The organism is Streptomyces sp. P3 (assembly GCF_003032475.1).
Taxonomy (GTDB): Bacteria; Actinomycetota; Actinomycetes; order Streptomycetales; family Streptomycetaceae; genus Streptomyces.
The window spans coordinates 3,633,501-3,647,642 of record NZ_CP028369.1 but is presented as its reverse complement, the minus strand read 5'-3'; the positions used below and the strand labels follow the sequence as shown (position 1 = coordinate 3,647,642).

Genomic DNA, 14,142 nt, shown 5'->3' with positions numbered 1-14,142 from the left:
GACCGGGGCATCCTGTTGTGGCTCTTCGTGGACCGGGTGCTCGCGTTGTACCCCCTACTCATCGCCGTAGTCAGCACCTTGCGTCGGGAGACTTGCCCCATGAGCTTTCTGACGGAGCCGTGGTGTCACCCCGAGGCCCTTGCTGCCTCCCTACTGGGCAAACGTCCCCGGTGGTCCAACGGGGAGCGAACGCTGTCTAGTCAATAGAGCCCAGCTGAACATTGGAGAGTCCTCCGTTGGTTTCCAAGATTCGTGTCCTTCTGGGCATGCTCGCGCTCCTGGCGCTGGCCATCGGCGCCATCGCCCTGCTCGCGGCCATGAAAGCCGATGCCGTCTGGTTCGGGATCGTTCCTCCCGGCATCCTCTTGTTCGGCGCGTCCGTCGCCCAGTCGCTCGGATGGTTCGACAAGAAGGCCGGCAACTGACCTGACGGCTCGCAGGTCGGGGTGGACGGTCTCCGAGTGGATGAAGCACGGGTGAGGTCGACGGTTCGCAGGGCACGGAGTTCTACTGCAGCGCCCAGAGACCGCGACGGCTGCTGCGTCCCGCCTCCCCTGACCGGGGACACCCCGCCCTTCGGCTTCAGCACGACCAGAGCCACCCCCTGGCTTCCCCAGCCCGCGGACTGGAAGTCGTACACCGCCGAAGCCAACCAGCCGACCGCACCTCCCTGCGCCTGCGCCGCACCAGCCCCGACCTGCGCGGCGAGGAGTTCCGCTGGCTGGACAGCCCGCCCCCCTCCTCTTCGAACGCGGCACCGGCCTGCTGCGCGCGGTCAACCTCTCCGATCAGCCGAACCCGCTCCCCGACGCCGGCAGCCCCCTCCTCGCTTCAGGGCCGCTGACCAAGGACGGGATGCTGCCGCCGGATACCACGGTCCTGTTGCATCTGGACTGACTGTCGACGGCGACGGGATCACCCCAGCCGGCCTCCCCGCGCCCCAATACGCCAGGGCCTGTCCGGTGATCACTCCCCGCCGATCGGACAGGCCCTGGTCCATCTGCAGAAGCTGAATGGAGTCGCCGGAGACGGGCCCGAGCCTCCATCAGGCCCGGAGCCGTTCAGGGCAGCACACGAGAGACCGAGCGCCCTTCCGGGGGCCGCTACACATTCGGGGGCGTTTTCGGACGGCCCGCACGACCGGTTCCACAGAAAGGCCATCGCCGCGTTCATGCCCGTGCCGGGCGTGCTGCCCGGCACGGGACGTGCCCCGACGACACACCCCGGACGGGTCCCTTCCAGATGGATGCCAGTCGCCACGCTTGCAGGTGAGTGAGTTCGGCGGTTTTATCGGGCCGTTTTCAGTTCGGGCAGTTTCCGCCTGATGCGCACCAGCCCCTCACTCCCCGGTGCCGATGCGATCGGGCTCCTCCAAGGCGAGGTCGAACCTGGTCAGCAGTGCCGCACGGAAGCCTCTCGGCCGGCCGGACAGGGAGCCCGCGGGCAGTGCTCCGCAGACCTTGCCGAAACCTTGTGTCCCCAGCACGTCCCCAGGATCACGAAACGAAGCAGAGCAGCTGCTGTCGGCTCGTCGGCCCTGGCCCCTGATCATCGGCATTACCGCAGGTCAGCACAATGCCTGCCCTGCGGGGTGGCAAGAACTTCACCGCACTCCGGAGCCACGAGCAGCGGATTCGGTCCGTTGAGCGACAGTTGACGCTCCGACACCCAAAAAATGAACGTTTCCGCAGGTCAGAGACCTGCAAAGGTGGGGCGGGTGGGACTCGAACCCACGGCCGACGGATTATGAGTCCGCTGCTCTAACCGGCTGAGCTACCGCCCCATAGCGGCGTGTCGCGTACAGGTGTGCGCGCCGTCTGCCGCAGCATAGCCGCACATACGATCTCACGCTCCGGCTGGTCGACCTTGCACGCCCAGGAGGACTTGCGCCCTGGCCTGCACGGTTCCCGCCGACATGAAAAAGGACCCCCACGGGGTCCTCGTTCACGATGCTCCCCCGACTGGACTCGAACCAGTAACCTGCCGGTTAACAGCCGGCTGCTCTGCCAATTGAGCTACAGGGGACCGAGCTCCCCCGACTGGACTCGAACCAGTAACCTGCCGGTTAACAGCCGGCTGCTCTGCCAATTGAGCTACAGGGGAATGCCTCGTCGCATCGAACGTGCCTAGCTGGGTATTCGCCAGGAAGCGCTCGCTCGCTGCGACACATACATTAGCGCAAGCAGGGGGGTGCTCCGCCAATCGGTTCCCCCCGGCGCCGGTGTCGGGCCGGGGACCTACTCGAGGAAGGGTGGCAGTCATGCGCTACAAGCTCACGTTCGTCGTCGGACTGGCTGTCGGTTACGTCCTGGGCACGCGCGCCGGGCGCGAGCGCTACGAGCAGCTGAAGAAGTCGGCGCGGCAGGTCGCCCAGAACCCCGCCGTGCGCAACACCGCCGAGACCGCCGCCCATCAGGGCCGCCAGTACGCGGGCAAGGCGTACCACGCGGTCAGCGACAAGGTCGGCGACCGGATGCCGGAGTCGGTGGCGGGCCGGGTGCGTTCGCTGCGCGACCGCAACGTCAACGGCGCGGGCGGGGACGACTGGGGTACGAGCAACACCTGACGACGCCGCCGTGACGGCGGGCGGCGGCTCCGTTCGGCCGTCCCGCCCGTCCCGGAAGCGCCCGACGGCCGCATCCGGGCCCGGCGTGCGGCAGAATTTTCGACATGGGGATAGTCGCCGGGTTGGACAGTTCGCCCGATTTCACTCGTATCGTCGTCTGCGACGCGGACACCGGAGCCGTGCTCCGGCAGGGATACGCGCCGCATCCGGTGGAAGGCGCCGAGGGCGGCGGCCGGCCGTCCGACGTCGACCCGCAGGCCTGGCTGCTGTCCCTGGGTGAGGCCGCGGGCGGCGGGCTGCTCGAAGGCGTGCAGGCCATCGGCGTGTCCGCGCAGCAGAACGCGGTCGTGCCGCTGGACTCGCAGGGCAACACCGTGCGGCCGGCGATGGTGGGCGGGGACAAGCGGGCGCAGGTCGCGGCGGCCGATCTGGTCGATGCGCTCGGCGGCCGCGAGGCGTGGGCGCAGGCGGTGGGATGCGTGCCCCAGGCGGCGCAGCCGGTGACAAAGCTGCGCTGGCTGGCGAAGAGCGAGCCCGACGCCGCCGCGCGGAGCGCCGTGCTGCTGCAGGCGCACGACTGGCTGGTGTGGCAGTTGCTGGGGCGGCCGGTGCGGCGAACCACCGACCGCGGCGGGGCGTCCGGCACCGGGTACTGGTCGGCCGCCACCGGCGGATACCGGCCGGATCTCGTCGAGTTGGCGCTCGGCCACCAGGCGATGCTGCCCGAGGTGATCGGGCCGTCCGACGCGGCCGGCACCACTCCGGAGGGGCTGCTGATCTCCGCCGGGACCGGCGAGACGATGGCGGCGGCGCTGGGGCTCGGGCTGGGGATGGGCGACGCCGTGGTCTCGCTCGGGGCCTCCGGGTCCGTGATGGCCGTGCACCCCGAGGCGCTCGTCGACCAGAGCGGGATGATCACCTCGCTGGCGGACGCGACCGGCATGCATCTGCCCGTCGTCACCACGCTCAACGCCGTACGGACCCTGCGCGGCGCGGCCGAGCTGGTCGGGGCGCCCGATCTGGACGCGCTGTCGGACCTGGCGATGAAGTCCACGCCGGGATCGCACGGGCTGGTCATGCTGCCGTACCTGGAGGGCGAGCGGACGCCGAACCTGCCGCACACCGCCGGCACGCTGGCCGGGCTGCGACGCGAGTCGATGAAGCCGGAGCATTTCGCGCGGGCCGCCTTCGAGGGCATGCTGTGCGGGCTCGCGGACGCGCTGGACGTGCTGCGCGGCCGGGGCGTGGACGTGCGGCGGGTCTTCCTGCTGGGGGCGGCGGCCGAGCTGCCGGCGGTGCAGTCGGCGGCGCCCGCGCTGTTCGGGGCGCAGGTGGTGGTGCCGCAGCCGGCCGACTACGCGGCGATCGGGGCGGCCCGGCAGGCCGCGTGGGCGCTCGGGGCCTCGCAGGGCACGCTCGATCCGCGGACGCCGCCGGCCTGGCAGGGAGCGGCGGCGCAGGTCCTCGACCCGGGTGAGGACCTGGCCGTGGGGCAGGCGGTGCGCCAGCAGTTCGTGTCGGTGCGGGAGCAGACCCATCCTGGAGCTTTCCGGGCATGATCGAGCAGATGGTTCATACCGGGCGCCCGGAGGCCGGGAAAGCACTGCTGTCGGCTTAATCGGTTGAGGTAACACGGGTGAGGTGTCGGACGATAGGGGCCAGGGGCAACCAATGCCCTCCCGGCTACCCCATGCCCCTCCCGCCGACTCCGAGAGACGTAGCGTGCTCATACGACTTCTGCGGACCTATCTCAGGCCCTACAGGAAACCCATCGCTCTGCTGGTGCTGCTGCAGTTCCTGCAGACCTGCGCCACCCTCTACCTGCCCACCCTGAACGCGCACATCATCGACAACGGCGTCGTCGAGGGAGACACCGGATACATCCTGACGTTCGGCGGCGTGATGATCGCCGTCTCGCTGGCGCAGGTCGTGTGCAACATCGGCGCCGTCTACTACGGCGCCAGGACCGCTTCCGCCCTCGGCCGGGACGTGCGGGCGGCCGTCTTCGACCGGGTGCAGTCCTTCTCCGCCCGGGAGGTCGGCCACTTCGGCGCACCCTCGCTGATCACCCGGACGACCAACGACGTCCAGCAGGTCCAGATGCTGGCCCTGATGACGTTCACGCTGATGGTGTCGGCGCCGATCATGTGCGTGGGAGGCATCGTGCTGGCGCTCGGGCTGGACGTGCCGCTGTCCGCGGTGCTGGTCGCCGTCGTGCCGACGCTGGGCATCTGCGTGACGCTGATCGTGCGCCGGCTGCGGCCGCTGTTCCGGTCCATGCAGGTGAAGCTGGACACCGTGAACCGGGTGCTGCGCGAGCAGATCACCGGCAACCGGGTGATCCGCGCGTTCGTGCGGGACGAGTACGAGCAGCAGCGGTTCCGGAAGGCCAACACGGACCTCACGGACATCTCGCTGAAGACCGGCAACATGCTGGCGCTGATGTTCCCGGTGGTCATGACCACGGTGAACCTGTCCTCGATCGCGGTGGTCTGGTTCGGCGCCCACCGGATCGACAGCGGGCAGATGCAGATCGGTGATCTGACCGCGTTCCTCGCCTACCTCATGCAGATCGTCATGTCCGTGATGATGGCCACGTTCATGTTCATGCAGGTGCCGCGCGCGGAGGTGTGCGCCGAGCGCATCCAGGAGGTGCTGCAGACCTCGTCCTCCGTGGTTCCGCCGGTGGCGCCCGTCACCGAGCTGCGGCGGCACGGGCACCTGGAGATCAGAGGGGCCGGGTTCCGTTACCCCGGCGCCGAGGAGCCCGTCCTGAAGGCCATCGAGCTGGTGGCCCGCCCCGGTGAGACGACGGCCGTGATCGGCTCGACCGGCAGCGGCAAGTCCACGCTCCTCGGGCTGGTGCCCCGGCTGTTCGACGCCACCGAGGGCGAGGTGCTCGTGGACGGGGTCGCCGTCGACGAGGTCGACCCGGTGCTGCTGGCGCGGACCGTCGGTCTGGTGCCGCAGAAGCCGTACCTGTTCGCGGGCACGGTCGCCACCAACCTGCGCTACGGCAATCCGGACGCCACCGACGAGGAACTGTGGCACGCGCTGGAGGTGGCGCAGGCCAAGGACTTCGTCAGCAAGCTGGAGAACGGCCTCGACTCTCCCATCGCGCAGGGCGGCACGAACGTCTCCGGCGGTCAGCGCCAGCGGCTGGCGATCGCCCGCACCCTCGTGCAGCGGCCGGAGATCTACCTGTTCGACGACTCCTTCTCGGCCCTCGACTACGCCACCGACGCGGCGCTTCGGGCGGCGCTCGGGCGGGAGACCGCCGAGGCGACCGTGGTGATCGTCGCCCAGCGGGTGGCGACCATCCGCGACGCCGACCGGATCATCGTCCTCGACGAGGGCCGGGTCGTCGGCACGGGCACCCACCGCGAGCTGATGGCGGACAACGAGACCTACCGGGAGATCGTGCTCTCCCAGCTCACGGAAGCGGAGGCTGCCTGATGGCCGGGCCCATGGGGCGCATGATGGCCGGCGGAGGTCCCGAGAACCGCTCGCTGGACTTCAAGGTGTCCGGCAGGCGGCTGCTCGCCCAGTTCAAGCCGGAACGGCTGACGCTCTACGCGATGCTGTTCTGCGTGGTGCTGAGCGTCGGCCTCAACGTGGTCGGACCGAAGATCCTCGGCCGGGCCACCGACCTCGTCTTCGCGGGCATCGTCGGCCGGGAGATGCCGGCCGGGGCGTCCAAGGAGCAGGTCCTCGACTCGATGCGGGACCGCGGTGACAGCAGTGTCGCCGACATGCTCAGGAGCACCGACTTCACGCCCGGCAAGGGCATCGACTTCGGCGCGGTCGGCGAGGTCCTGCTGGTCGCGGTCGGGGTGTTCCTCGTCGCCGGGCTGCTGATGGCGGTCGCGACGCGCCTGGTGAACAAGACCGTCAACCGCACGATGTTCCGGATGCGCGAGGACGTGCAGACGAAGCTGTCGCGGCTTCCGCTGTCGTACTTCGACAAGCGGCAGCGCGGCGAGGTGCTGTCCCGCGCGACCAACGACATCGACAACATCGGGCAGACCCTCCAGCAGTCGATGGGGCAGCTCATCAACTCGCTGCTGACGATCATCGGCGTGCTGGCGATGATGTTCTGGGTGTCGTGGCTGCTGGCGCTGGTGGCCCTCGTCACCGTGCCGCTGTCGGCGGTCGTCGCCACCCGCGTGGGCAAACGGTCGCAGCCGCACTTCGTGCAGCAGTGGCGCTCCACCGGCAAGCTCAACGCGCACATCGAGGAGATGTACACCGGCCACAACCTGGTGAAGGTGTTCGGCCGTCAGCAGCAGTCGGCCGAGCAGTTCGCCGAGCAGAACGACGCGCTGTACGAGGCCGGGTTCAAGGCGCAGTTCAACAGTGGTGTCATGCAGCCGCTGATGATGTTCGTGTCGAACCTCAACTACGTGCTGGTGGCGGTGGTCGGCGGACTGCGCGTCGCGTCGGGTTCGCTGTCCATCGGCGACGTGCAGGCGTTCATCCAGTACTCCCGCCAGTTCTCGATGCCGCTGACGCAGGTCGCGTCGATGGCGAACCTGGTGCAGTCGGGCGTGGCCTCGGCCGAGCGGGTCTTCGAGATCCTGGACGCGGAAGAGCAGGAGGCGGACCCGGTGACCGCCGTGCGGCCCGAGGAACTGCGCGGACGGGTGGCGCTGGAGGGCGTCTCCTTCCGCTACGACCCGCAGAAGCCGCTGATCGAGGACCTGTCGCTGTCGGTGGAGCCCGGCCACACGGTCGCCATCGTCGGTCCGACGGGCGCCGGCAAGACGACGCTGGTGAACCTGCTGATGCGGTTCTACGACGTCTCCGGCGGACGCATCACCCTCGACGGCGTCGACATAGCGCGGATGTCCCGTGACGAGCTGCGCGCCGGGATCGGCATGGTGCTCCAGGACACCTGGCTGTTCGGCGGCACCATCGCGGAGAACATCGCGTACGGCGCGTCGCGGGAGGTCACCCGCGGCGAGATCGAGGAGGCGGCACGGGCCGCGCACGCGGACCGGTTCGTCCGCACCCTGCCCGACGGCTACGACACCGTGATCGACGACGAGGGCAGCGGGGTCAGCGCGGGTGAGAAGCAGTTGATCACCATCGCGCGGGCGTTCCTGTCCGACCCGACGATCCTGGTGCTCGACGAGGCCACCAGCTCCGTCGACACCCGCACCGAGGTCCTGATCCAGAAGGCGATGGCGAAGCTGGCCCACGGGCGCACGTCGTTCGTCATCGCGCACCGGCTGTCGACCATCCGGGACGCCGACACGATCCTGGTGATGGAGAACGGCTCGATCGTCGAGCAGGGCGCGCACAGCGACCTGCTGTCGGCGGACGGGGCCTACGCCCGGTTGTACAAGGCGCAGTTCGCGGAGGCGGTGGCGGAGGTCGACTGACCGGGGACGGCCGCACGGCCGGCCGTGCCATGCGTGTGGCCGTGCCATGCGTGCCGTGCCGTGTCGTGCGTGACGTGCCATTCGTGCTGTGGGGGCCGCTCGCAACGGGTGACTGCGAGCGGCCCCGCCCGGTCGGCGCCGGCTCAGTCCAGGTAGCCCCTGAGCTGGTCGGCGAAGGCGTGGTCGCGCAGTTTGTTGAGGGTCTTCGACTCGATCTGCCGTATCCGCTCGCGTGTCACGCCGAAGATGCGGCCGATCTCCTCCAGGGTGCGCGGCCGGCCGTCGGCGAGTCCGTAGCGTAACTGGACGACCTTCCGCTCACGTTCGCCGAGCGTGGAGAGCACGGCCTCCAGGTGCTCGCGCAGCAGCAGGAAGGCCGCCGACTCCACGGGGCTGGCCGCGTCGCCGTCCTCGATGAGGTCGCCGAGGGCCACGTCGTCCTCCTCGCCCACGGGGGCGTGCAGGGAGACGGGCTCCTGGGCCAGCCGCAGGACCTCTCCGACGCGCTCCGGCAGCAGGTCGAGCTGGGCGGCCACCTCCTCCGCGGTGGGCTCGTAGCCGCGTTCCTGGAGCATCCGGCGCTGGACGCGGACGACCCGGTTGATGAGCTCGACGACGTGGACCGGGACGCGGATGGTGCGGGCCTGGTCGGCCAGCGCGCGGGACATCGCCTGCCGGATCCACCAGGTGGCGTAGGTGGAGAACTTGTAGCCGCGGGCGTAGTCGAACTTCTCGACCGCCCTGATCAGGCCGAGGTTGCCCTCCTGGACGAGGTCGAGCATGGTGAGCCCGCGGCCGACGTACCGCTTGGCGACGGACACCACGAGCCGCAGGTTGGACTCGATGAGGCGGCGCTTGGCCATCCGGCCCATGACGACCAGCCGGTCGAGGTCGAGGGCGAGCTCGCCGGCCAGGTCGGCCGAGCCGGCCAGCTTCTCCTCGGCGAACAGGCCGGCCTCCACGCGCCGGGCCAGCTCCACCTCCTCGGCCGCGGTGAGCAGCGGGATGCGGCCGATCTCCCGCAGGTACTGGCGGAACAGGTCGGAGGAGGGTCCGGCGCTCTCGGTGACGCGGGCGCGGGGCGGCGCCTCGCCGGGTTCGGGGCCGTCCGCGAGCGCCTCGGGCGGAGGGTCCGCGGGCTCGGCGTCCGACTGGGCATCGGTTTCGGGGGCGGTCCCGGCCGCGGCTTCCACGTCGGTCCGGGTCTCCGGGTGGTGCGCGGCTCGGCTCTGCGGCGGGACCGCTGCCAGGACGTCGGTCTCGGCGTCCGGTTCCGTGCCGTCGGGCGCGCTTTCGGCGGTGCTGTCGGTCGGGGTGAGGGTCCGGGTCTGGGTCTGCACGGGGGCGACCTCCAGGATGATCGCTGCTGAGGTGAGCGGCGGAGGTACTGGGGGGCCGCTCCGAGGACTCAGGCACCGCACCCAGTGTGGCGTACGGCACATCCTCGCCACGAGGGGCGTGCGGTGACTTTTTGAGTCCGGACCGTGACGTGCTGTTCAGAGGGCGTCGGGGCCGTGCACCTTCAGCGCCTGGTCGTACTGCTGGAGGACCCACAGCTCGTTCTTGGCGGCGGCCAGCTGCGCCGGGTCGCCGCCCGCCTCCAGCCGTTTGACGGTGATCTGGATCTCCTGGACCCGGCGCTCGACGGCACGGCGGCGCACCTGCACCAGGACGTTGCCCGCGTACACCTCGTCGACCGTGCGGCGCATGATCGGCTCGACCGCGAGTTCGGTGACCATCGCGCGGACGGCGTCGTCGGGGGCCATGTCCCGGACGCGGACCAGGTACTCCGAGCCGTCCTGCACGCCGGGCTCCGCGCCGCCCGCGTCGAGGACGGCCTGGCGGACGGCCGCGTAGGGCGCGGCGGTGAACTCGTCGGCCCCGTACGCGTCGAAGGCCGGGGAGACCAGCTCCGGGCGCTGCAGGGCGAGCTTGAGCAGCTCGCGTTCCGTCGCGTAGACGGGGTTGCGCAGGGTGAGCGCCGGGCCCGAGGCCTGGCGTGGGGAGGCCTCGTACTGCTGGGGGCCGCGACCGGCCGGCGCCGGGCCCTTGCCGCCCCGGTCGCGGGCCCAACGGGCCAGCTGGGCGACCCGCTTGACGACGAACTGGGTGTCCAGGATGCCGAGCATGCCGGCGAGCTGGACGGCGACCTCGTGCTGGGCGCCGCTGTTCTTGATGCGGGCGACGATGGGCGCGGCCTCGTCGAGGGCGGCGGCGCGGCCCGCGGGGGTGTCGAGGTCGTAGCGGACGACGATCTGGCGGAGCGCGAACTCGAAGAGCGGGGTGCGGGGCCGGGTCAGGTCGGCGACCGCCTCGTCGCCCTTGGCGAGGCGCAGGTCGCAGGGGTCCATGCCGTCGGGGGCGATGGCGATGTACGTCTCGGCGGCGAACTTCTGGTCGTCCTCGAAGGCGCGCAGGGCCGCCTTCTGGCCGGCCGCGTCGCCGTCGAAGGTGAAGATCACGCGGGCGCTGCCGTTGTCCATCAGCAGCCGGCGCAGGATCTTGATGTGGTCGCCGCCGAAGGCCGTGCCGCAGGTCGCGATGGCGGTGGTGACGCCGGCCAGGTGGCAGGCCATGACGTCGGTGTAGCCCTCGACGACCACCGCGCGGCTGGACTTGGCGATGTCCTTCTTCGCGAGGTCGATGCCGTAGAGGACCTGGGACTTCCGGTAGATCGCCGTGTCGGGCGTGTTGAGGTACTTGGGCCCGTTGTCGGCCTCGTAGAGCTTGCGCGCGCCGAAGCCGACGACCTCGCCGCCGATGTCGCGGATGGGCCACATCAGACGGCCCCGGAAGCGGTCGATAGGTCCGCGGCGGCCCTCCTGGGCGAGCCCGGACAGGAGCAGTTCCTTGTCGGTGAAGCCCTTGCCGCGCAGGAAGCGGGTGAGGTGGTCCCAGCCCTGGGGGCTGTAGCCGACGCCGAAGTGGACGGCGGCGGCCTGGTCGAACCCGCGCTCGGCGAGGAAGAGCCGGCCGGTGTCGGCCTCGGGGCTGAGCGCGAGCTGTTCCGCGTACCACTCGGCGGCGATCTTGTGGGCCTCGACCAGGCGGATGCGTTCGCCGCGCTGGTGGGAGGGGTTGTAGCCGCCCTCCTCGTAACGCAGGGTGATGCCGGCCTGGGCGGCGAGCCGCTCGACCGCCTCGGAGAAGGTGAGGTGGTCGACCTTCATCACGAACGTGATGGTGTCGCCGCCCTCCTGGCAGCCGAAGCAGTGGAAGAGCCCCTTGCTCGGGCTGACCTGGAAGGACGGCGACTTCTCGTCGTGGAACGGACACAGGCCCTTGAGGTTGCCGCCGCCCGCGCTTCGCAGCTGGAGGTACTCGGACACCACGGCGTCGATCGGGACCGCGTCCCGAACAGCCTTCACGTCCTCGTCGTTGATCCGTCCTGCCACGTGGTGATTCTACGGGGGCGCACCGACACTCAAGGGAGCAGACCGTCCAGGGGGACGTGGGGGTCGGCCAGTGCCTCCGTGTCCACCGGGGCCCTGGCGGTGATCAGCTTCTGGATGGGCTCCGTGACGTCCCACACGTTCACGTTCATCCCGGCCAGCACCCGGCCCGACTTCACCCAGAACGCGATGAACTCGCGCTTGGCCGCGTCGCCGCGGATCACGACCTCGTCGTACGTGCCCGGCGGCGCCCAGCCGCTGTACTCCATGCCCAGGTCGTACTGGTCGGAGAAGAAGTACGGCACGCGGTCGTAGGCGACGTCCTTGCCGAGCATCGCGCGGGCGGCCGCCGGCCCGCCGTTCAGGGCGTTCGCCCAGTGCTCGACGCGCAGCCGGGTGTCGAACAGGCCGTGCGGGAAGGACGCGACGTCGCCGGCGGCGTAGATGTCAGGGTCCGAGGTGCGCAGCGTCGTGTCCACGGCGACGCCGCCGCCGTGGGCCCGGTCGGCCATCTCCAGGCCGGCCGCCTCGGCGAGGGCGGTGCGCGGGGCCGCGCCGATCGCCGCGAGGACGTCGTGCGCCGGGTGTTCCTGGCCGTCGTCGGTGCGGGCGGCGAGGACCATGCCGTCCTGCCCGACGATCTCGGTGAGCCGGGCGCCGAAGTGGAAGCGGACGCCGTGCTCGCGGTGCAGGTCGGCGAAGACGCTTCCGAGCTCGGGGCCGAGGACCCCGTGCAGCGGCGTCGGCTCGGGTTCGACGACGGTGACCTCGGCGCCGTACTCGCGGGCCGCCGCCGCGATCTCCAGCCCGATCCAGCCGCCGCCGGCGATCACGATGTGGCCGTTGTCCCGGCCGAGGGCCGCGAGGACGCCCTTGAGGCGCTCGGCGTGCGAGAGCCGGCGCAGATGGTGCACGCCGGCCAGGTCGGTGCCGGGGATGTCCAGGCGGCGCGGCTCGGCGCCGGTGGCCAGCAGCAGCTTGTCGTAGGGGGCGAGTGTGCCGTCGTCGCCGAAGCGGACCGTCTTCGCGGTGCGGTCGATCGCGTCGACGGTCTGGCCGAGGTGCAGCTCGATGTCGTTCTGCGCGTACCAGGCGGGCTCGTGCACGAAGACGCTCTCGCGCGGCTCCTTGCCGAGCAGGTAGCCCTTGGAGAGCGGCGGCCGCTCGTAGGGGTGGTCGCGTTCGTCGCAGATCAGTATCACGCGGCCGGTGAAGCCCTCCGCTCGCAGCGTTTCGGCCGCCTTCGCGCCGGCCAGGCCTCCTCCGACGATGACGAATGTCTGATCCGCGTCGACCACGTGATGCCTCCTCGTTGAGCGTGCCGCCATATGCGAGCGTCCCGCACGCAGGGTGATGGGGGAAGGGGGACGTGCCCGATCACGCCCGCCGTGGCGCGTTGTCGGCCCGTTTGGGCGCACCGGGCGGACCGGGCGCTGCCGGTCAGCGTCTGCTGTGCGCCGTCAGCCGGCGGTGCAGCGAGCGGGCGGAGGCGTCGGTGAGCGACGCGATCTGGTCGACGACGACGCGCTTGCGGGCACGGTCGTCGGCGGCCCGGTCGAACAGCGCGCGGAACTGGGGGTCGAGGCCGTCGGGGGCGCGGGCGGTGAGGGCCTCGGCGAGTTCGCCGATGACGACGCGCTGGTCGGCGCGCAGGCGTTCCTGTTCGGCGCGTTGCATGACGTACCGGTCGGCGACGGCCTTGAGGACCGCGCACTCCAGGCGCGTCTCGTGCGGGACGACCAGTTCGGCGCCGTAGCGCGTGAGGCGGCCGGCGTGGTGCCGCGCGCGGGTGGCGCCCTCGGCGGCGAGGCAGAAACGGCCGATGAGCTGGCTGGTGGCGTCCTTGAGGCGGGCCTGGGCCACCGCCGTGCCGTCGTAGCCGTGCGGCCACCACTCCTGGTCCTGGAGGCGGTCGAGGGCGGCGGCGAGCTCGGCCGGGTCGGTGCCGGCGGGGACGTAGCGGCCCACGGCGACCCGGAAGATCTCCTGGCGTTCCGGTTCGGCGTGCAGGCAGTTGGGGTCGACATGGCCCGCGTGCAGGCCGTCCTCCACGTCGTGGACGGAGTACGCCACGTCGTCCGCCCAGTCCATGACCTGGGCCTCGAAGCACGTGCGGGTGCCCGGGGCCTCCTCGCGGACCCAGTCGAAGACGGGCCGGTCGTCGTCGTACACGCCGAACTTGGGCGAGCCGGCGTCGGTGGGGTGGCCGCCCCGCGGCCAGGGGTACTTGGTGGCGGCGTCGAGGGTGGCCCGGGTGAGGTTGAGGCCCACGGAGCCGTCCTCCGTGAAGCGCTTGGGCTCGATCCTGGTCAGCAGGCGCAGCGACTGGGCGTTGCCCTCGAAGCCGCCGCAGTCCCGGGCGAAGTCGTTGAGGGCCTGCTCGCCGTTGTGGCCGAAGGGCGGATGGCCGAGGTCGTGGGAGAGGCAGGCCGCCTCGACCAGGTCCGGGTCGCAGCCGAGGGCCGCCCCGAGCTCCCGGCCGACCTGGGCGCACTCGAGGGAATGGGTGAGGCGGGTGCGCGGCGTCGCGTCCCACTCCGGGGTGCGCTCTCCCGGGGTGACCACCTGCGTCTTGGCCGCGAGCCTTCTGAGCGCCGACGAGTGCAGGACACGCGCGCGGTCGCGCTGGAAGGCGGTACGGCCGGGGCGTTTGTCGGGCTCGGGGGCCCAGCGGGCGACTGACGTCGGGTCATAGGCGGTGTCGGGGTGTGCGGTGCCTTCCATGATTCGACAGTAAGCGGCGGGAGTGACAATCGGGGCGCTCCTCGCCTGCCGGGTTCCGTGGGGGGCGCGTTCGTAC

11 protein-coding genes and 3 tRNA genes are annotated in these 14,142 nt (G+C 70.9%); 6 read left to right on the top strand and 8 right to left on the bottom strand.

What is annotated here, in order from left to right; genetic code table 11:
* The first annotated feature begins 266 nt into the window (after positions 1 to 266).
* Together C6376_RS16305 and C6376_RS46395 are read left to right on the top strand one after the other, a co-directional pair.
* Complete coding sequence (locus tag C6376_RS16305; RefSeq protein ID WP_254075960.1) at positions 267 to 425, top strand: hypothetical protein; 159 nt, start codon at positions 267 to 269, stop codon at positions 423 to 425.
* 292 nt (positions 426 to 717) lie between these two features.
* Positions 718 to 897 carry a DUF3459 domain-containing protein gene (locus tag C6376_RS46395; RefSeq protein ID WP_367881088.1) on the top strand — a complete coding sequence of 60 codons (180 nt, stop codon included), beginning with the start codon at positions 718 to 720 and terminating at the stop codon, positions 895 to 897.
* A gap of 442 nt (positions 898 to 1,339) precedes the next feature.
* Here C6376_RS46395 and C6376_RS43840 read toward each other — a convergent pair whose 3' ends face one another.
* The 4 genes from C6376_RS43840 to C6376_RS16285 form a co-directional block, all read right to left on the bottom strand.
* Positions 1,340 to 1,486, bottom strand: coding sequence for a hypothetical protein (locus C6376_RS43840; RefSeq protein WP_159083210.1), 147 nt, complete (start codon positions 1,484 to 1,486; stop codon positions 1,340 to 1,342).
* Between the two features lie 223 nt (positions 1,487 to 1,709).
* Positions 1,710 to 1,783 (bottom strand) — tRNA-Ile (locus C6376_RS16295).
* Positions 1,784 to 1,952: 169 nt separating this feature from the next.
* Positions 1,953 to 2,025, bottom strand: a tRNA-Asn gene (locus C6376_RS16290).
* A gap of 5 nt (positions 2,026 to 2,030) precedes the next feature.
* Positions 2,031 to 2,103, bottom strand: a tRNA-Asn gene (locus C6376_RS16285).
* Positions 2,104 to 2,260: 157 nt separating this feature from the next.
* Here C6376_RS16285 and C6376_RS16280 point away from each other — a divergent pair.
* The 4 genes from C6376_RS16280 to C6376_RS16265 all read left to right on the top strand — a co-directional run bounded on the left by C6376_RS16280 (position 2,261) and on the right by C6376_RS16265 (position 7,950).
* Positions 2,261 to 2,566, top strand: a complete 306-nt coding sequence (locus tag C6376_RS16280) for a hypothetical protein (protein WP_057574869.1) — start codon at positions 2,261 to 2,263, stop codon at positions 2,564 to 2,566.
* 104 nt (positions 2,567 to 2,670) lie between these two features.
* Complete coding sequence (locus C6376_RS16275; protein WP_107444080.1) at positions 2,671 to 4,125, top strand: FGGY-family carbohydrate kinase; 1,455 nt, start codon at positions 2,671 to 2,673, stop codon at positions 4,123 to 4,125.
* Between the two features lie 163 nt (positions 4,126 to 4,288).
* Positions 4,289 to 6,022: an ABC transporter ATP-binding protein gene (locus C6376_RS16270; RefSeq protein ID WP_107444079.1), complete on the top strand. Its 1,734-nt coding sequence runs from the start codon at positions 4,289 to 4,291 to the stop codon at positions 6,020 to 6,022.
* Positions 6,022 to 7,950, top strand: coding sequence for an ABC transporter ATP-binding protein (locus C6376_RS16265; protein ID WP_107444078.1), 1,929 nt, complete (start codon positions 6,022 to 6,024; stop codon positions 7,948 to 7,950). Before C6376_RS16270 ends, C6376_RS16265 begins: the two co-directional genes overlap by 1 nt.
* Before the next feature lie 143 nt (positions 7,951 to 8,093).
* Here the strand turns inward: C6376_RS16265 and C6376_RS16260 are convergent, their stop codons facing one another.
* The 4 genes from C6376_RS16260 to C6376_RS16245 all read right to left on the bottom strand — a co-directional run bounded on the left by C6376_RS16260 (position 8,094) and on the right by C6376_RS16245 (position 14,066).
* On the bottom strand, positions 8,094 to 9,392 hold the full coding sequence (locus C6376_RS16260) for an RNA polymerase sigma factor (RefSeq protein ID WP_254075959.1): 1,299 nt from the start codon (positions 9,390 to 9,392) through the stop codon (positions 8,094 to 8,096).
* 54 nt (positions 9,393 to 9,446) lie between these two features.
* Positions 9,447 to 11,345 (bottom strand): DNA primase, encoded by a 1,899-nt coding sequence (dnaG, locus tag C6376_RS16255; protein WP_107444077.1) that lies wholly within the window; start codon positions 11,343 to 11,345, stop codon positions 9,447 to 9,449.
* 29 nt (positions 11,346 to 11,374) lie between these two features.
* Entirely contained in the window at positions 11,375 to 12,640 is a 1,266-nt protein-coding gene (locus C6376_RS16250; RefSeq protein ID WP_107444076.1) for an NAD(P)/FAD-dependent oxidoreductase, read from the bottom strand.
* 142 nt (positions 12,641 to 12,782) lie between these two features.
* Positions 12,783 to 14,066, bottom strand: coding sequence for a deoxyguanosinetriphosphate triphosphohydrolase (locus C6376_RS16245; protein ID WP_107444075.1), 1,284 nt, complete (start codon positions 14,064 to 14,066; stop codon positions 12,783 to 12,785).
* Between the last annotated feature and the right edge of the window lie 76 nt (positions 14,067 to 14,142).

What these genes read in the sequence shown, in the direction of transcription:
- C6376_RS16305 (WP_254075960.1), top strand. Translation starts at nt 267, where the DNA reads ATGCTCGCGCTCCTGGCGCTGGCCATCGGCGCCATCGCCCTGCTCGCG.
- C6376_RS16280 (WP_057574869.1), top strand. Translation starts at nt 2,261, where the DNA reads ATGCGCTACAAGCTCACGTTCGTCGTCGGACTGGCTGTCGGTTACGTC.
- C6376_RS16275 (WP_107444080.1), top strand. Translation starts at nt 2,671, where the DNA reads ATGGGGATAGTCGCCGGGTTGGACAGTTCGCCCGATTTCACTCGTATC.
- C6376_RS16265 (WP_107444078.1), top strand. Translation starts at nt 6,022, where the DNA reads ATGGCCGGGCCCATGGGGCGCATGATGGCCGGCGGAGGTCCCGAGAAC.
- C6376_RS16260 (WP_254075959.1), bottom strand. Translation starts at nt 9,392, where the DNA reads ATGTGCCGTACGCCACACTGGGTGCGGTGCCTGAGTCCTCGGAGCGGC.
- C6376_RS16245 (WP_107444075.1), bottom strand. Translation starts at nt 14,066, where the DNA reads ATGGAAGGCACCGCACACCCCGACACCGCCTATGACCCGACGTCAGTC.